Here is a 16,224-nt window from a genome sequence, read left to right as displayed (position 1 = left end):
CATGTTCAAGCGCGTGGCCCGCGAAGCTGGTTCGGCTGTGCGCGAGGTATTTCACAAAAATGCCCCACTGAAACTGCCCCCGACGACGGCAGGACGAACTTCGGTTTTTGGGCCACCCCCGTCCACGACGAGAGTACGCGGGTTCACAGCAACTCCAGGGCCCGGCGCAGGTTGCCTTCGCAGCTGGCGATTCGCTCGCGGGCGGCAGCAGCGGGCAGGTTGAGTAATTCGCTGACGATCGCCGTCTTCAGCTCGCCACCACAGCGGTCGAGCAAGGCATGGGCCCGCTCTTCATCCACTCCAGTGATCTCACGAAGTATCACCAGGCTGCGATAGGCGAGCTTGCTGTTGGTCGCTCGCAGGTCGACCATCAGATTGCCGTAGGTTTTACCCAGCCGCACCATCACCCCGGTGCTCAGGGTATTGAGTACCATCTTGGTGGCGGTACCGGCCTTGAGCCGGGTGGACCCGGCCAGCACTTCGGGACCGACAACCGGGGCGATGGTGATGTCAGCGTGAGCCTCGATCTCCGCCCCGGCATTGCAGGTGAGGCCGACGGTTGCGGCGCTGACACCGCGCGCGTAGGCCAGCCCACCCAGTACATAGGGTGTGCGGCCGCTCGCGGCGATACCGACTACGGCGTCCTGCTCGCCCAGGCCAATCTCTGCCAGCTGCTGCCGGACCAGATGTGGCGAATCTTCCGCCCCCTCAACAGCGTGCAGCATGGCCGCGTCTCCGCCGGCAATCAGGCCGATGACCTGCCCGGGCCGGGTGTTGAAGGTAGGCGGGCATTCCGCCGCGTCAAGGACCCCCAGCCGGCCTGAGGTGCCCGCTCCAATGTAGACCAGGCGCCCTCCCCGCTGCATGCGTTCTGCGATCACGTCGACCGCGTCTGCTATCGCCGCTTCCTGGTCGGCAACAGCGTTTGCCACCAGACTGTCCTCCCGGTTGAACAGGCGGACCAGTTCCCGCGTCGAGAGCTGGTCCAGCAAGGTCGAGTTCGGGTTGCGCGATTCCGTCGTCAGGTCCAGATCCATGGCTGCTCCCTGCTGTCCTCTGCACTGCACACGGGTGGCACCGGCGCCAACTGACCCCCTCTGGGTGACATTATCAATGGCCCGTGCCACTTCTATTATAGCGAGCTCGCGGCGACGAAAAACGGCCAGTTGCTCACTGGCGTACGGGTAACAGAGGTCGATGCTCATGCGGGCACTGTTGCAGTCTTGCCCCCCAGTGTAACGAAGCATGCCGCTATAAGAAGTTGATAACTATCGGTGACTCCGATGAATCGGCCGTCAGCGCACGGGCACGTCGAAATAACGCTCGGGAAAGGGCTCATCCACCAGGGTAAAGTGCCACCACTCGCCAGGATAGTTGCGGAAACCGTGCTGCGCCATGACACTGCGCAGCAGCAGGCGGTTGGCGCGGGCCGGCGCGCGTATGTCCGCATTTTCGGTATTGGAAAGGGGGTCGAAGAAATCCCAGGGTGTACCCATATCGAGCAACTGGCCACTGTCGGTGAAGTACAGGGTAAGGTCTACGGTGCTGCCGCGGGAATGGCCGGATTTAGCAGCGATATAGCCCTCGGGCACCAGTTCCCCCTTCGCCAGCTTGGGGTAATAGGCCTGCCTGCCCTGTTTGTTGCCAGGATCTGCAACCCAGCGCATGAAGTGATCGACGGCCCGTTGCGGCCGATAGCAATCGTAAATGAGAATAGCCAGCCCAAAGCGCGCAAACTCCTCCTGGGCCGCCGCCAGGGCCTCGGCGGCCGGTGGCGTCAGCAGGCAATTCGGCGCCGTGTAACCGTCCACCGCTTCGCCGACGAAATTATCGCTGCCGGCGTAACGTATCTCCGTGCTTATCTGCGGGGCGTAGTCCTTGATATTCACCAGCGCTTCGCCCGCCAGGGCGGACATGCCGAAGCAGCTTAAAAAAAGCGGAAAAAACAGGGCTTTCAGCATCGAGGGCCTCTCAGTGTTGTGGTCGGTCTCTCCGATAAGCTCGCACACCTCACCCCGAACGGCATGAACTTGCCGTCAGGCAGCTGCCACGGGGCCGGGGTGGTAGCGGTCAATTGCGCCAGTAGGTGGCGACAGCCTCCATTGCGCTGATCTTGTCAGCCAGCGGCACTGCGGCAGGCACGTCCAGTGGCCACGGCATCAACACCACGCCGCGCACACCCATCTCGGTCAATTGCCCCACGTAAGCGTCGGACAGCGCCTGGGAGGCGATCACGTACGTCTGCGCCCGGCCCTCAGACAACTCGTCGAGCTGCGCCAGCAGCGGACGCAGTTCCTCTACCGGGTGATTCATGCCGATCCAGCCCGCGTTGTCAGCGGCGCGCCGGATGGCGGCAGGGGAATTGCCGCCGACGAAAATCGGCGGCGCCTGTGCCGGGCGCGGGCTCAGGCCCACCTCATCGAAGTGGTACTGCTCGCCGTGGTAAGTAAACAGGTCGTGGCTCCACAGCCCCTTGATCACATCGATGGATTCCACGAAGCGCTTGCCGCGAGTGGCCGGATCGTGGCCAAGCAGGGCGATCTCGTCGCGATTCCAGCCCGGGGTCATGCCCAGGGCGAAGCGGTTGCCGCTGAGGTCGGCCAGGGCACCGACCTGCTTAGCCACGGTAAACGGGTCGCGCATGCCCATCACGTAGGCATAGGTCATGAAGCGCAGGGATTCGGTGACCGCGGCCATGGTGGCGGCAGTGGTGATGGGCTCAATATTGGGGATCGCGGGGTCGTAGGGAATACCGCGCAGCGGATGACGGCTCTGCTGCTCCCTGGGCAGCGCCACGTGATCGGACAGGGCGATACCGGCGTATCCCAGTTGCTCTGCCGCGCGGGCAATTTCCTTCACCTCGACGCCGTTGTTGGTTTCGTGAAACCAGGCCAGCCAGTACTCCATCGTCCCTCTCCCTCTGCCGCAAATCTGTCAGCTAGTGAGGCAGGATTCTAGCGCAGGCCCATCACAGGGCAAGCGCTGCGCGCCCGCTGGGCGGTAGAATCTCTATCCCGGTCTAGCTGGCCAGCCAGTCCGGGACAGTCGCCGCCGCTACAGCCGAAAGCGCTCGCGCAGGAAGCGGGCAATGCCGTCCTCGTCGTGGTGGCCGATGACCGTAGTAGCCGCAGCTCGCACCGCCTCTTTGGCATTGGCCGGGGCGTAGCATTCGTCAGCGGTGGCGAACATGGACAGGTCGTTGTCGCTGTCGCCGAAACAGACGACATTGGTCACCGCGAGCTCCTCCTTGAGCACGGCCACCGCGCTGCCCTTGCTGCCGGCGCTGTGGTGCACGTCAACCCAGTACAGGTCATTGCCCTCAATCGCGTTGCCCATGTAGGCCACCAGGTGCTCGTCGTCCGCCACCAGGGCAGTAACCGCCTCGATAGCCGACCGCGGCCCCAGCGCGCTGATATTGGTCAGTTCCGCGTCGCCGGGAAGCGACGCCGCCGGCAGTACCGGCAGGCCGCGATCGCTGCTGATCATGCGGGCCAGGCGATGCTCTTCCTGGGTCTGCAGCGGCGGGTGATATACGGCGTGACGGCCGTCCGGTTCCAGGGTAAACAGAAACGGGGTGACGCCACGGGAGAGGAAGGCCTCCAGAATGTGACGCACCTCGTAAGTGGTGAGCAGATAGCGATGACTGTAAGCCGCATCGCCCGGGTTCCAGATGACCACGCCGTTCTTGTAGACGTGCGGCAGCGCAAAGCCGTTGTCGCGCAGCAGGTCCCTGCTGGCGTGCAGGGTGCGGCCGGTTGCGACGGTATAGGCAATGCCCTGCTCACCCAGCATGCGCAAGGTGTCGCGGGTGTAATCAGACAGCCGCGACTCCCGGTTGAGAAGCGTGCCGTCGAGGTCGAAGACGATAAGATCCATAGGCGCAGTCAGTTCCTTCCCAGGGCGGGATCATACACTGCCTGCGCCGTGATCGCCTCAATGCACCGGCTGCATTGCCAGGCTTTCGGCCACTGCCGCCAGGGCGCTCGGGTTGAGGGCGAAGGCCATGTGGCTGGAATCGACCTGCACGTGCTCGGTGTAGGGCGAATCCGGCAGCCGCGCAATCTGGGCGCCGACAATGCCGTCGCGTTCGCTGTAGATCACCCGAGTGGGCACCGCCGGCTCGGCGGCCTTGTCCAGCCAGCTGTCGAAATCCTGCATCTCCAGGGGCACAGTGCTGCCGCTGAGGCGGCGCATGAGCATGAACAGGCTGGTGCCCCGCGGGTCGCCGAACGGCGAGCCCAGGGTAATCACCCGGCGCGTCAGTTCCGGCACCAGGCGCGATGCATCCAGTGCATACAAGCCGCCCATGCTCCAGCCCACCAGGCTGACTTGCTCGCCCGTTTCCCGGTGGATGTCGCGGATGCGTTCCACCGCCTCCTCCACCATGCGCTCGCGGAAGCGGGTGGCGTCGTCCACGCTCTGGATACGGTTCTCCAGGCCTTCCACATTACGCCCCAAGCCCAGGGCGAAGGGGCGGTAGCCAATGCGCTGCAGGAAGTGGCGCAGGACTCCCGTGGAGCCGTCAGCAGCGCCGTAGCCGGGCATGACCAGTACCGGGTGGCCATCGCCGCCGGCGTGCTCGCGGACCAGCCGCCGCAGCCCGGTCGCCAATCGCAGGCCCTCGGCGCCGGCGCGGCCAAATTCGGACAGGGCAAGGCCAATGGGCGGTGGAGTGGGTACCTTGTTCACATTCATTCTCCTACAGCAGGTAAGGGATCAGGACCTTGCGATCCGCGGGGTAGTCACTGAACTTGTCGCGATACCACTGATGCACCTGGAAAGCACGGGGCACCAGGTTGGCCGCGCTCACCAGCAGCACGAACAGGGCGCCCGGCGACCAGGTGGCGATGGCGAAGCCGGTAAAAGACAGCAGCTCGGTGAAGTAACTGGGATTGGTGACATAGCGGAACAGGCCGCCAGTGGGAATCCGGTACACCCGTTCGCCGCTCTCCACTTCCCGGCGGCTGCGCAGGTTGCGAATGATGGCGTCGGAGTGCACATTCATAATGAAACCAAAGGCATAGATCGCCATGCCGATGAGGAAACGCGGGTCAGATAGCCACTCGGGGGTCAGGTGGGTGGACAGGTGCGAGATGAATACCGCATTGAGGTAGCCGTGCAGCGTGGTCACCAGCCAGCCGGCGACCACCACCAGCAGGCCAAAGGTGCCTTTGGCGCCCTTCGCCACGCGCATCAACAGGGGAAACACGAAACCGCGATTGCCATAATGCACCAGCCATACGCCGAGGAAGATCATCGGCACCAGCTCCGTGGCGTTCTGCCCGTGCAGGTAGAACCACAGGAAGCTGAGGGTGGCGGGCAGCTCCATGAGGAACCAGCCCAGCCGCGGTGACAGCGACAGCCCCACCCCCTCGGCGCCGAAGCGGCCGTAGGGGGCCCTGGACATGAATGCGCCCACCAGGATGACCCCGGCGTAAATAAAACTCCCGATCAGGACCATGCGATAGCCCTCGGCCGACATCAGCCATTCCATACTGTTCTCCTTGCCGTTGTTGCAGCGGCGATAAGTGATCAAATCGACGAGCTGTTACGGGGGTAGAGGGCTGGCTGGATCAATGCGGCGGAAAAATGCCCTCTCCCGGGAGGCGTGGTTTAGATAGTGCGACCCCAGGGGGCGCTGCGGTCCCCGTTTACTCGCTAGAACCGGGGGGGGCTCGCCAGGCGATGGGGCTGGGCTGCGCGCTCTGCGGCCGGCGAAAACAATGCCCGGGCAGGCTTGACTTGCCCCCCCAAATTCCGGAAAATGCGCGCCTCTTCGGGACCCCGGTCCCATTGCTGAAGTGGCTACGTAGCTCAGCTGGTTAGAGCACAGCATTCATAATGCTGGGGTCGGTGGTTCAAGTCCACCCGTAGCTACCACCTATTCCGGGCTCTTCCCCATTAAGGGGGGATGGGCCGATATTCATTAAACCCGATTCATTATGCCATCCCACCCGCAGTGGGTTGGCTCTACCCAATTAACAGGGGACGAGCATTCATCCGTACCCGATTGATAATACCGTCCCACCCACAGTGGGTCAGCCAATCCTTGGAAGAAGACGGTATCTATACTTCAACTCCATCTCTTTAACCAGATTTCAAACTCTGAGGGTTTCAATCTATATCTGGCGATATTTCCCTCATGCAAACCAGTCAGTTCCGTCTCCACCATTTCCATGAAGCGCGCTCTGTCTTGCTCCACAATTTCTCGTCCTATGAACTGCTTTATAGCTGAAACCGCCTCGCGCTTGTTTAGAGCGGAACGGACGATATTGGAGACCAGCTGAGCGATGAATTCCCGGTAACGCAACCGAAACGGGTCGGGATCACCGAGTGATTGACGGGCCGCAGAATAGCGGGCGCAAGATCTCTCATAGGCCCAAACGAAAACATCAGCCAACAATTCAGTGCGGTTGAGCTCATAGATGCCTAGCAAGCCGTCACTGTAGGCTTTCTCAGGTACATCGACAAAAGAGAGAGGACTCAGGTTTTCTCGAATGAAAGGAATGTTTGCTGCCAGGCGAGATACGCGTTTGTTCACGTCGTCAAAAGCTTGCAGATAAGGCAACTGCACCATGGCGAAGAATGCCTGCTCGAAAGGATCTTTGATTGCGTCTGCCTTGTATAACACCTCATCAAAACATTCATTTATCAACGCGCCGCCTTGCAGCGGTTGAAACACGCTTGCACCAATGCCGACCGAGTGCTGCCTCAAGCGGCCGCAGGCAGCAGGATCTGGCAGCAGGTTTTCTGAAAGCAGCGCGTGGAGGTTACATATGGTGTATCGGTTAAACCCCGTATCCGCCGCTGACTGCACGAGTAATTCAATGGCTGCTTTATGGTTCAGGATCATCTGGGTTTCCAGCGCATCCCTGCCCTCGGCGCTATCACCCAATTCGATGAGCCGTTCAGTTTCAAGTAGGGAATAGGTGTTTCCCTCAAGACGACTGGAATTCCACGTCAGATCGATCAACAGCCTGTTGTAGATTTGCAAGGCATAGGTTCCCGCTGCGAGTACACCCGCTTGGGATTGACCGATCTCCAGTAAATGTTTACGCACTTCCCCTGGCAGGTAGAAAGTGCGATTGGGCTGATAAGTTCGGATAAAGTCCCGGTTGTAGCCCACAGGGCGCCTATGCTGAATGGGTTGCCTCACAAGTCGTTTAATCTCTGCGCCGACCTCTGAGATTGGAGTATAGATCTCGGCCTCGGGGATTCCGCTCGTCAAACTAAGCTGTGTTCCACCTACCTCAATGTTTACATCAGTACGTATAGCTGGAACTTTGTATCGACTACCACGCCCTCCCCCTTCGAGAAGGAGTTGCTTCCTTTCCACCAGTACGGCCAGCCGCCGTTGCAGTGTTCTGCGGTGGATCTTTGGCTCTATAGCATCGCTTATCTCGTCAATAGAGGCGCCCTCTGGAAAGCCGCCAACGGCTCTCCGAATGGCTTCAAGTTCCTCTTCTGAGACTTGTTTGGGCATAGGCGTTATGTCGCATTTTCTTCAATTGCGACATATAAACGCATTTATCTGTCGCGATCAAGCTATTGCGACAAATAAAGCGTCGCGATTGGCGTACCGAGCTATAGGGGGTCGGTGCACCACTTGCGGGAGATTTGCGGGACCTGCTGTGATCTGTCGTGCACTGTGGTGCAGAATGCGCTGTGGGTGCTGGTGCGCCAGCCCGGTCGATTTAAGCCAATAAAATCAATTGGTTAAGATTATCCAGCACGATTTCATAATGCTGGGTCGGTGGCCGGGACGCCGTATCGTCAAGCCCACCCGCAGCCAACACTTCTTTAGTATTTTTTCTCTATTATTCATAAGCTTGGCAGCTCGGGGATCTCCGGGGCGTGTGCATGAGCTTATAATCTGCCCGCATGAACAATAAAGACAGCAGGCCTGCTCGCCGGATTTGTACACTTACCCGCAATAATTCGGCGAGGAGCAGAATGAGTGAACAAACAGGATTTTCGGGTAGTGGTCATTGGCGCGGGCATGGCCGGGATGCTCGCGGGCATCAAGCTGCAGGAGTCGGGCTTTCATAATGTCACCCTGTATGAAAAGGCCGATCGGGTAGGCGGCACCTGGCGTGCGAACAGCTACCCGGGTCTGACATGCGATGTGCCCTCACACCATTACACTTACACCTTTGAGCGCAACCCGGATTGGAGCCGTCACCTCTCTCCCGGTGGGGAAATCCAGGCCTATTTCGAGCAGGTGGCCCGGAAATACCGGCTCTACGAGCTGATCGAATTCAATACCGGGGTCGAGCGGGCGGATTTTCGCAATGGCCGCTGGCATCTGGAACTGGAGGGTGGCCGCAGTGATATCGCCGATGTCGTGATTGCCGCTACGGGGGTGTTACACGTTCCGAGCTATCCCGGATTCAGGGGCATGGATCAGTTCAAGGGGGCCATGTTTCACACTGCGCGCTGGGACCACGATGTGGACCTTGAGGGCAAGCGCGTCGGCGTGATCGGTATGGGTTCCACCGGTGTCCAGATTGTCTCCGCGCTCAGTGACCGGGGTATCGACGTGTCCCACTTCGTGCGCACACCGCAGTGGATCATGCCGGTGGAAAACGGCCACTACTCGGAACAGGAGCGGGCCCTGTTTCGCGCCGACCCGGATGCCCTGAGCGAGGCCATGGATTTTGAGGGCTACGCCGCCGCCGTCGAGGCCTACACCGATGCTCTGACGGACCCTGCATCGGAGGGCTCCAGGACCATGAGCCAGGCCTGCCGGGATAACCTTGAGCAAAGTATCCCCGACCCGGCACTGCGCGAACAGCTGCGACCGGACCACGAGCCACTGTGCAAGCGATTGATTTTCTCCCCCGACTATTATCAAGCCATCCAACGCGACTGCGCGCACCTGGTACGAGCGGACATCGACTGCTTTGAAGCCGGCGGAATTCGCACCGCCGACGGGGTTCTGCACGAACTGGACGTCATCGCCCTGGCGACCGGCTTTCAGGCCGATCAGTTCATGCGGCCGATGAAGATAACCGGGCGCAACGGTATGGACCTGGAAACCCTGTGGGCCACCCGGCCTGTGGCCTATCTCGCTATCTCAATGCCCGACATGCCCAACTTCTTCATGCTGAACGGCCCCAATGGCCCGGTTGGCAACTTCTCGCTGATCGATATCGCCGAACACCAGTGGGCTTATATCGAGCAACTGATTGATAAAATTTATACGGGAGAGTGCCCCGAACTCTGCCCCTCTGTGACTGCTATGGAGGATTTTGACCGGGCGCGCGTCGCCGCCGCCAAGACCACCATCTGGTATACCGGGGGCTGCCAGAGCTGGTATCTCGATGCAGAGGGCGTGCCAGCCAGTTGGCCCTGGAGTTACAGTCGATTCGTTGCGGAAATGAAAACGCCTCGCTGGGAGGCCTTTGAGTGGGGCACCGGTGATTCGTCCCCGGCTGTTGCCTGAGCGCCCCGCTGCACGCTCAGTCCCCGGCTGCACTCTCCGTTCCCCGGCACCAGGCCGAAGGCGTCTTGCCGGTCCAGCGGCGAAAGGCCTTGCGGAAACTGTCGCTATCCTGGAATCCCAGTTGCAATGCCGTTTGCGCGACAGATATACGGCGCTGCAGCAAATCCTCGGCGGCCTCGCGCAGGCAGCGGTCACGAACCTCCCGAAAGCTGGTGCCTTCCTCGGCCAGTCGGCGGCGGAAGGTTGAGAGCGGGTAGCCCAGGCTGGCGGCGACCTGCGGCTGGTTGGGTACCGCCTGGGCTTGTTGCACGGCAGCGCTGATCAGGGCCGCCGTCTGGCGCGCGGGAGAGGCATTGGCGGTCTCGAATACCGCGCAGGGAAAATAGGCGAAAAACCCGGAAAATTCTCCTTTCCTCGCCACCACCGGCAGGTCCAGCTGGCTACAGTCGTACTCGAGATAGGTGACCTGCCCCTCGGCCAGAACCGGGGCATCGAACAGGCGGATAAACGGCAGCAGGTCGGCCCGTGATATGGCACCGATGCCCACCCGGGTGGCCGCGGCGCGGCCCCCGGTAAGCCACTGAAACAGCTGTTTGAAGGCAAACAGGCCGGAGATGTCCACCAGGCTGGCCAGTGTGGTGCGCTGCCTGCGCCTGGCGTCGAGGGTAAACCGGCAGCGTTCCCCGCTTCGATTCAATGATAAGTGCCCTGCCCCGGAATGTATCTTGGAGAAGTTCACAATAAGCTGCATGGCTTCAGCCAGGAAACCGGCTGTCAGCGCCGTGCGGCACATGATTTCCACCGCCTGGCGATCCATCGGTGGGTTTGCTTCCGCGCCCGCGGCACGACTCTCGAGCAGTTGGAGGGCCGCGAGATACCACTGGTAGAAGCCGCTGCTGGTGCGCGCCCTGGCGCCGGGCGGCGAGGGGATCCCCTCCGCCTGGAGTTCGTTTTCTATCAACTCCACCATGGGAGCGAAGGCATTGACCGGCGCGGGTGTCGTCACAGGCAGTTCGGGGACCAGGCGCGAATGAACAAAAAGTATAGGCACAGTGGACAAATAAAACCAGCGCGTCCGGGGTCGGTCCGTTAAGCTGTCCGGTCTCAAACAGAGTTTGCTGGTAATGGAGTTTGTAGCGGTGGAGAACGTGAAACTGGTCGGCGGCGTGGCGGTGATCACCGGCGCCGCCTCAGGGATCGGCGCGGCGATGGCGCGTTACGCAGTGCAGGAGCTGGGTATGAAAGTGGTGCTGGCCGACATCAGCCGGGCGGCCCTGGATCGGGCCAGTGCCGAACTGGCCGCCCTGGGTGGCGACGTGTTGTCGGTAGCGACCGATGTCAGCAAGCCAGAGGCGCTCGACGCACTGGCTGACCGGGCTTACGGGCAATATGGCCAGGTCAACCTGCTGGTCAATAATGCCGGCATCGAACTGCTGGGTTTCAGCTGGGAACTTCCCGCTTCGCAATGGGAGCAACTCCTCGGGGTGAACATTCACGGCGTGGTGCACGGCGTGCGGGCGTTCCTGCCCAGGATGATAGCGAGCGCTGAGCCGGCTATTGTGGCCAACCTTTCCTCAATCGCCGGAATCAGCATTGCCCCCTTGCAGGCATCTTACGTGATGAGCAAGCACGCGGTACTGGCGTTCAGCGAATGTTTGCAGCTGGAACTGGCGATGAAGCAGGCCAGCATCCAGGTATCGGCGGTATTGCCGGGACCGGTCAAGACAAAAATTTTCGCTGCCCTGGACGAGGCCACCGATCCGGCGGTGGCGGAACACCACCGGCAGATGGTGGAACTGCTGGACCGCAATGGTATGGGCCCAGAAGAGGCGGCAGAGACGATTTTCCACCAGTTGCAGGATGGCCAGTTCTGGGTGTCGACACACCCGGAGCTGACCCGGGCGATGGCGCAGCAGCGTGGCCACAGCCTCAGCTGCCTGGCTACCCCGCAGCTTGATGCCAACAGTGCATTCAACCTGGAGTGATACCGGGGCAAACCTTATGGCAGGCAATTCCCCCTGGTCGTAAACACAGCGAAACTCCCCATGAGCCAATACGATATTGATCCTGCCTACCTCGGGTTTCCCAACATCCGCTACGTCCACAATCGCTGGTGGCTGCGCGCGATCAGCATGGTGCTCAGGGTGATGCGGATCAATCATCGCTGGGATGATGATATCGAGGTGCGTAAACATCGTGTAACGGGTGTGGACGCAAACTCGATCCGGGTGCTGGAAATCGCCAGTTGCGAGGCGGGCAGAAAGGCCCCGGCAATTGTCTACCTGCATGGCGGTGCATTTTTCCTCACCTACGCCGGGCTGCACCTGGACAACGCCCAGCGTTATGCCAGAACAGGCCAGTGCCGGGTTTTCCTGGTGGATTATCGTCTCTCTACCCAGGCTCCATTTCCCGCGGCCCAGGATGACTGCCAGAGTGCGCTGGAATGGGTGCACGACAATGCGGCGGCTCTCGGCATTGATAAAGAGCGACTCCTTGTCGCCGGCGACAGTGCCGGTGGTTGCCTGGCGGCCTCCTGTACCCACATGACCCAGGATCGCAACCGACACAGGGGCGAGGCAATTAACATCAGGGCGCAGCTGTTGATCTATCCGGTAACCGACTGCGAAGCCAAAACCGCATCGGCGAACAGCTTTACCGATACCCCACTGTGGACCCGCGATGGCAACAGGTTGATGTGGGATTTGTACCTGGGTCAGGGCGCCCAGCCGAGGGGAACTGGGGGAGCGGGCATTCCTCGCTACGCCTCTCCGGCCCATCGCGAAAGTCTGCAGGGACTGCCGTCGGCTTATATCGAAGTGGCCCAGTTCGACCCCCTGCACGACGAGGCCTGTGATTACGCCAGGGCCCTGCAAGCGGACGGGGTGCCGGTCCAGCTTGTAGAGACTGAACATACTGTGCACGGTTACGACGCCGTCGATTGCGACAGGACAAGAAAATACATGGCGCGGCGGCTCAAAGCGCTGAAGAATTTTCTCCAGTAGCGGCTACAGGCCCGTTATTCGGGCCCTGGCTACCACTTCTCTCAGGTTCGGCTCTATCGGCTCGTGTCGTGGGTTCCCGTCAGCTCGTGAGGCGGGCCGGCACGCGGGTGATGATGTCCGGGTCTATCTGTTCGGCCGCCTGCTTCAGCTCGCACAGGGCGTGATTCCAGATGATTTCGTGGATGGCCTCGGGAAACAGCAGCGAAAAGGTTCGCCAGAACGCCTTTTGCGGCAGGCTTTTGCCCATCGGGTAGTTGTAGCTAAGTAGAACCGAGAGTCTCGAACGGCCTCCTGTCAGTGGCTCGATCTGGAACAGGAAATTGCCCTGGTCGGCAAAGCCACCGTGAACCTTGAAGTTCAGGGTTTTGGTATCCTGGGCTGGTACCTGGACGATGGCAAAGCGCAGGAGTCCGCCGAATATCCGGTAATCGACTATGGCATCTCCCCTGTGGAAGCTTCCCTGGCGCCGCTGAATATTAACCATTCGCGGTCTCAGAAAGGGTCTGTCGGGCTCGCCGAAGCGTTCGAGGACAGGCATCAATTGCATCGGCGTCCGCTTGACTTCGATGCTGTACAGGTAGGTGTGGCGGCCCGCCTGCAGATCAGGCAAGGCGGCAAGCCGAGCTGCCTTCTGTTCCCGATCTACGACCACGGGAAAGCGCCCAAGGCCGCGCCAGCGCAGATCGAATACAGCTTCCCAGAAGCTGGCGCGCAAAGTGACCAGCAGGCCGTAACTGAATATCTGCCACAGCGTGCGAGGGGCCAGCATCCGGCCGAGGATACGCCGGTAACTTTCGTCCCCGCTGGAAATTGCCCAGAGGATTCTCTCGAAGTGACGCTGGTGATGGGGTTTGCGCTTCTGCTCACTCGAGTAGGTCTGGTACAGCACGCGACTGAGAAAGCGACTGCAGAAGAAGATACGATACAGGGCAAATATTATCCTCGCGTAGTGATTGTCTCTCCTGAACCGGTTCAGCGTGCGCCCGTAGCCCCTTCTCAGGCTCTTCCGGTCGAGTCCTTCATCGACAAGTGTGGCTGCCAGTGAACGAGCCATCGAGTGAGCGGAGAGAATGCCGTCCTTGTACTGCCGGCAGGTGACCAGGTCCCCCACGGCCGCGACTCGCTCGCCGGTCGGATGTCGAGCCGATCCCACCACGATGCAGGGATTGCAAGCACAGCGGATTGTCAGTGAGCAGTCTGCAGGCAGCGATCGCCGAATGCGGGGCACGGCGAGAAAGCGGCGTATGACCTCGAGGTTGTCCTGGTGGCTCACGGCGCGATCAACGCTGCGACCGATGAGGCTGACTGTCAGGTGTTCCGCCTTGGGCAGTATGGAACACATCACCAGGTCGAGGCCCGCTTCGGTACTCTCGATGTAATGCAGTTCCCCAACTCCCGGGTCGATCCCGCCCCCGGGTCCCAGTAGTTCAAATATAAGCGCTTTCCTGAGTCCCGGGGGCTGGTACCCCGGACAGAGCTTGATAAAAAGCGTAGTACCGTCCCGCTGGCGCCCCTGTGCAGCAGCACCAGGGTTGACCCCGGTAGCAAACACCACAAAGTCGGCAACGACAGTACGCTCCCGCCCTTTCTCCTGGAAGGCCAGTACCGGTTTGCCTTCGTGGTCGCGGGCGACCCCTTTTATTCCGTCGCTGACTATTGTCGCGCCACGACGCTCGACAATCTCGAGCAGCAGTGCGTCAAAGGCCTTGTGGCGAGGACCAGGGCCGCGGTCACGCGGGAGCGTGCCTCGATAGACTGACAACATGGTCCTGTCATCTGGCACCTTCAGAGGCAGGTGCTTCCATCGACCCTGCAGTATGATGGTGTTGATCGGAGCCTGGATCACCGCCGGTGGTAGTCGAATCTGCAGGGCTTCCAGGGCATCGTGCAGCCTCGGTGACACCCCGCCTGCGCATTGCGGGCAACCGCTGTAGGCGACTCGTTGGTCCCGGATTCCGAGACGTCTTTCAAAGACGAGGACATTCAACTCCAGGTGCCGGCGTTGCGCCCTTTCAAGTAGGTGCAGGGCGGTGAAGGAGCCCGCCGGGCCGCCACCTACAATGACAACAGTGTCGCCATTTTCAAGCTGGGTTTTGACCTTGTCCATAACCCACCTGCCACTTTACTACCTCCCTTCCTATAGAGTGCTACTGTGCAGCACCTGTGCAATGACACGCATCAGTAACAGGGTAAATAGTCGGTGCCAACCGGCTGAGCAGGCAATGTTGAACGATTTCGCACCGGCCTCGCCGCAGTGAATAATAGCCAGCGCTTGCATATTGCCGCGATAGTCCGGGTATTCGGTGGCAATTCTTGCCCGATAGAACAGCTTTTCCAGTTCACTCATCTCCGGCGCCCGTGCAAGATACACGCGCCCGCGGGCTAACTATTGCTAGCCCGCGCCGCTTGTGAACAAGGGCGCCGGAAGCACCTGCTAGGGCCTTACCTTGAACAAGCCCAGCAGGGCCGCGGTCATCCCGCTGACGCCGGCAGCAATGGTTGGTTCGGCATCGGGGGCAAATTTCGCCGAGTGCAGGCTGGGCAAGGTGAGCTGGCCCGCTTCGGCCGCTGCCATGTTGGCGGGACTGACGGTACCCAGCCATACGATATTGCCCGGCACCTGTTCTTCGGTACGGCCATAGCGGGAAAAGTCCTCGCCGCCCATGACCGGATCAAGTTCCACCATGGCCGACTCGCCCAGCGCTTGCCGCACCAGACCGGCCACGGTACCGACCAGGGCCGGGTCGTTGTACACGGCCGGGGTGTACTCATCCGTTACCGTAACCAGGGGCAGGCGATCCTCCGCCATACCGGCCGTGCGCGCAACGCCATGGCTGATCTCTTCGATCCGCCTGAGCAGCATGGCGCGGGTGGCGTCTGAATAACTGCGCACGGTGAGCTGCATTTTCACCTCGTCGGAAATGATGTTGTGCTTGGTGCCGCCGTGGATGGAGCCAACCGTGATCACCGCGGAGTCCAGCGGTGACAATTCGCGACTGACGATTGTCTGCAGACCCAGCACGATCTGCGCCGCCATCAGCACCGGGTCGGTGGTGGTGTGCGGGTAGGCACCATGACCGCCTCTGCCGTACACGCTGATATCCACCTCGTCGACGTTGGCCAGGGCGTAACCGCTGACATAACCGAACTGCCCTGCGGGCAGGGTAGCGCTGACGTGCAGGGCGAGATTGGCATCGGGCACGCCGAAACGCGGGTACAGGCCGTCCTCCAGCATGGCCAGGGCACCGGCGCCGAGTTCCTCGGCCGGCTGGCCCACCAGCAACAGGGTGCCCTGCCACTCGTCGCGGCGGGCCATCATCTGGCTGGCCACCCCCAACAGCACGGTCATGTGTACATCGTGACCGCAGCCGTGCATCACCGCCACCTCGTCACCGGAGGGAATAATGCCGGTGGCTTCGCTGGCAAAGGGCAGGCCGGTATTCTCCGGAATCGGCAGGCCGTCCATGTCGGCGCGGTACATCAGGGTCGGGCCGTCGCCATTCTCGAGTTTCGCCACCAGACCGTGGCCACCGATGCCCGTGCTGACAGCGTAGCCCATGCTGGACAATTCCCGGGCCAGGTAGCGGGCAGTCTGCTCTTCCTGCAGGGACAGTTCGGGGTGGCTGTGGAGGTGTCGGTAGTGAGCCAGCAGCTGCGCGTCGGTCAGCGCTGCGGACTGGGCGGTGAGGGTTAACAGGCCGAGGCTGGCGATAACCAGGCGCAGGATATGAGGCATGAATAACTCCTTATCGAAGGCGGCCCCCAAGGGAACCGCCT

14 protein-coding genes and 1 tRNA gene are annotated in these 16,224 nt (G+C 61.0%); 4 read left to right on the top strand and 11 right to left on the bottom strand.

Annotation, left to right across the window (positions count from 1 at the left end):
* Window positions 1-143 precede the first annotated feature (143 nt).
* From murQ to DWB85_RS12605, 6 genes are all read right to left on the bottom strand, one after another.
* The gene (gene murQ, locus DWB85_RS12630; RefSeq protein WP_117955174.1) at window positions 144-1,037 is read right to left on the bottom strand and encodes an N-acetylmuramic acid 6-phosphate etherase; all 894 of its coding nucleotides are present in this window, start codon (window positions 1,035-1,037) and stop codon (window positions 144-146) included.
* Between the two features lie 258 nt (window positions 1,038-1,295).
* Window positions 1,296-1,916, bottom strand: coding sequence for a M15 family metallopeptidase (locus tag DWB85_RS12625; protein WP_205422731.1), 621 nt, complete (start codon window positions 1,914-1,916; stop codon window positions 1,296-1,298).
* 154 nt (window positions 1,917-2,070) lie between these two features.
* Window positions 2,071-2,907 (bottom strand): TIGR03619 family F420-dependent LLM class oxidoreductase, encoded by an 837-nt coding sequence (locus DWB85_RS12620; RefSeq protein WP_117955169.1) that lies wholly within the window; start codon window positions 2,905-2,907, stop codon window positions 2,071-2,073.
* Window positions 2,908-3,054: 147 nt separating this feature from the next.
* Window positions 3,055-3,876, bottom strand: coding sequence for an HAD family hydrolase (locus DWB85_RS12615; RefSeq protein ID WP_117955167.1), 822 nt, complete (start codon window positions 3,874-3,876; stop codon window positions 3,055-3,057).
* A 57-nt stretch (window positions 3,877-3,933) separates the two neighbouring features.
* A complete protein-coding gene (locus DWB85_RS12610; RefSeq protein WP_162846114.1) occupies window positions 3,934-4,689 on the bottom strand; it encodes an esterase/lipase family protein in 756 nt (251 codons plus the stop codon).
* A 10-nt stretch (window positions 4,690-4,699) separates the two neighbouring features.
* Window positions 4,700-5,494: a methyltransferase gene (locus DWB85_RS12605; protein WP_117955348.1), complete on the bottom strand. Its 795-nt coding sequence runs from the start codon at window positions 5,492-5,494 to the stop codon at window positions 4,700-4,702.
* 309 nt (window positions 5,495-5,803) lie between these two features.
* Here DWB85_RS12605 and DWB85_RS12600 point away from each other — a divergent pair.
* Window positions 5,804-5,880: transfer RNA gene (locus DWB85_RS12600), tRNA-Met, on the top strand.
* A 193-nt stretch (window positions 5,881-6,073) separates the two neighbouring features.
* Here DWB85_RS12600 and DWB85_RS12595 read toward each other — a convergent pair.
* Window positions 6,074-7,483 carry a Fic family protein gene (locus DWB85_RS12595; RefSeq protein WP_117955162.1) on the bottom strand — a complete coding sequence of 470 codons (1,410 nt, stop codon included), beginning with the start codon at window positions 7,481-7,483 and terminating at the stop codon, window positions 6,074-6,076.
* Window positions 7,484-7,957: 474 nt separating this feature from the next.
* Between DWB85_RS12595 and DWB85_RS12590 the strand changes: the two genes are divergently transcribed.
* Window positions 7,958-9,445 carry a flavin-containing monooxygenase gene (locus DWB85_RS12590; RefSeq protein WP_239017319.1) on the top strand — a complete coding sequence of 496 codons (1,488 nt, stop codon included), beginning with the start codon at window positions 7,958-7,960 and terminating at the stop codon, window positions 9,443-9,445.
* 16 nt (window positions 9,446-9,461) lie between these two features.
* On the opposite strand, the gene DWB85_RS12585 is transcribed toward DWB85_RS12590, so the two are convergent.
* On the bottom strand, window positions 9,462-10,451 hold the full coding sequence (locus DWB85_RS12585; protein WP_133300617.1) for an AraC family transcriptional regulator: 990 nt from the start codon (window positions 10,449-10,451) through the stop codon (window positions 9,462-9,464).
* A gap of 118 nt (window positions 10,452-10,569) precedes the next feature.
* Between DWB85_RS12585 and DWB85_RS12580 the strand changes: the two genes are divergently transcribed.
* Entirely contained in the window at window positions 10,570-11,430 is an 861-nt protein-coding gene (locus DWB85_RS12580; protein ID WP_117955156.1) for an SDR family NAD(P)-dependent oxidoreductase, read from the top strand.
* A gap of 60 nt (window positions 11,431-11,490) precedes the next feature.
* Window positions 11,491-12,447: an alpha/beta hydrolase gene (locus DWB85_RS12575; protein ID WP_117955154.1), complete on the top strand. Its 957-nt coding sequence runs from the start codon at window positions 11,491-11,493 to the stop codon at window positions 12,445-12,447.
* Between the two features lie 79 nt (window positions 12,448-12,526).
* On the opposite strand, the gene DWB85_RS12570 is transcribed toward DWB85_RS12575, so the two are convergent.
* The 3 genes from DWB85_RS12570 to DWB85_RS12560 form a co-directional block, all read right to left on the bottom strand.
* On the bottom strand, window positions 12,527-14,554 hold the full coding sequence (locus DWB85_RS12570) for an NAD(P)/FAD-dependent oxidoreductase (protein ID WP_117955152.1): 2,028 nt from the start codon (window positions 14,552-14,554) through the stop codon (window positions 12,527-12,529).
* A 30-nt stretch (window positions 14,555-14,584) separates the two neighbouring features.
* A complete protein-coding gene (locus DWB85_RS12565) occupies window positions 14,585-14,794 on the bottom strand; it encodes a hypothetical protein (RefSeq protein WP_117955150.1) in 210 nt (69 codons plus the stop codon).
* Window positions 14,795-14,881: 87 nt separating this feature from the next.
* On the bottom strand, window positions 14,882-16,183 hold the full coding sequence (locus tag DWB85_RS12560; RefSeq protein WP_205422730.1) for a M20 metallopeptidase family protein: 1,302 nt from the start codon (window positions 16,181-16,183) through the stop codon (window positions 14,882-14,884).
* Between the last annotated feature and the right edge of the window lie 41 nt (window positions 16,184-16,224).

Source organism: Seongchinamella sediminis (assembly GCF_003457605.1).
Lineage (GTDB): Bacteria > Pseudomonadota > Gammaproteobacteria > Pseudomonadales > Halieaceae > Halioglobus > Halioglobus sediminis.
The sequence above is the reverse complement of the archived record's forward strand: the minus strand, read 5'-3'. Positions and strand labels throughout refer to the sequence as shown.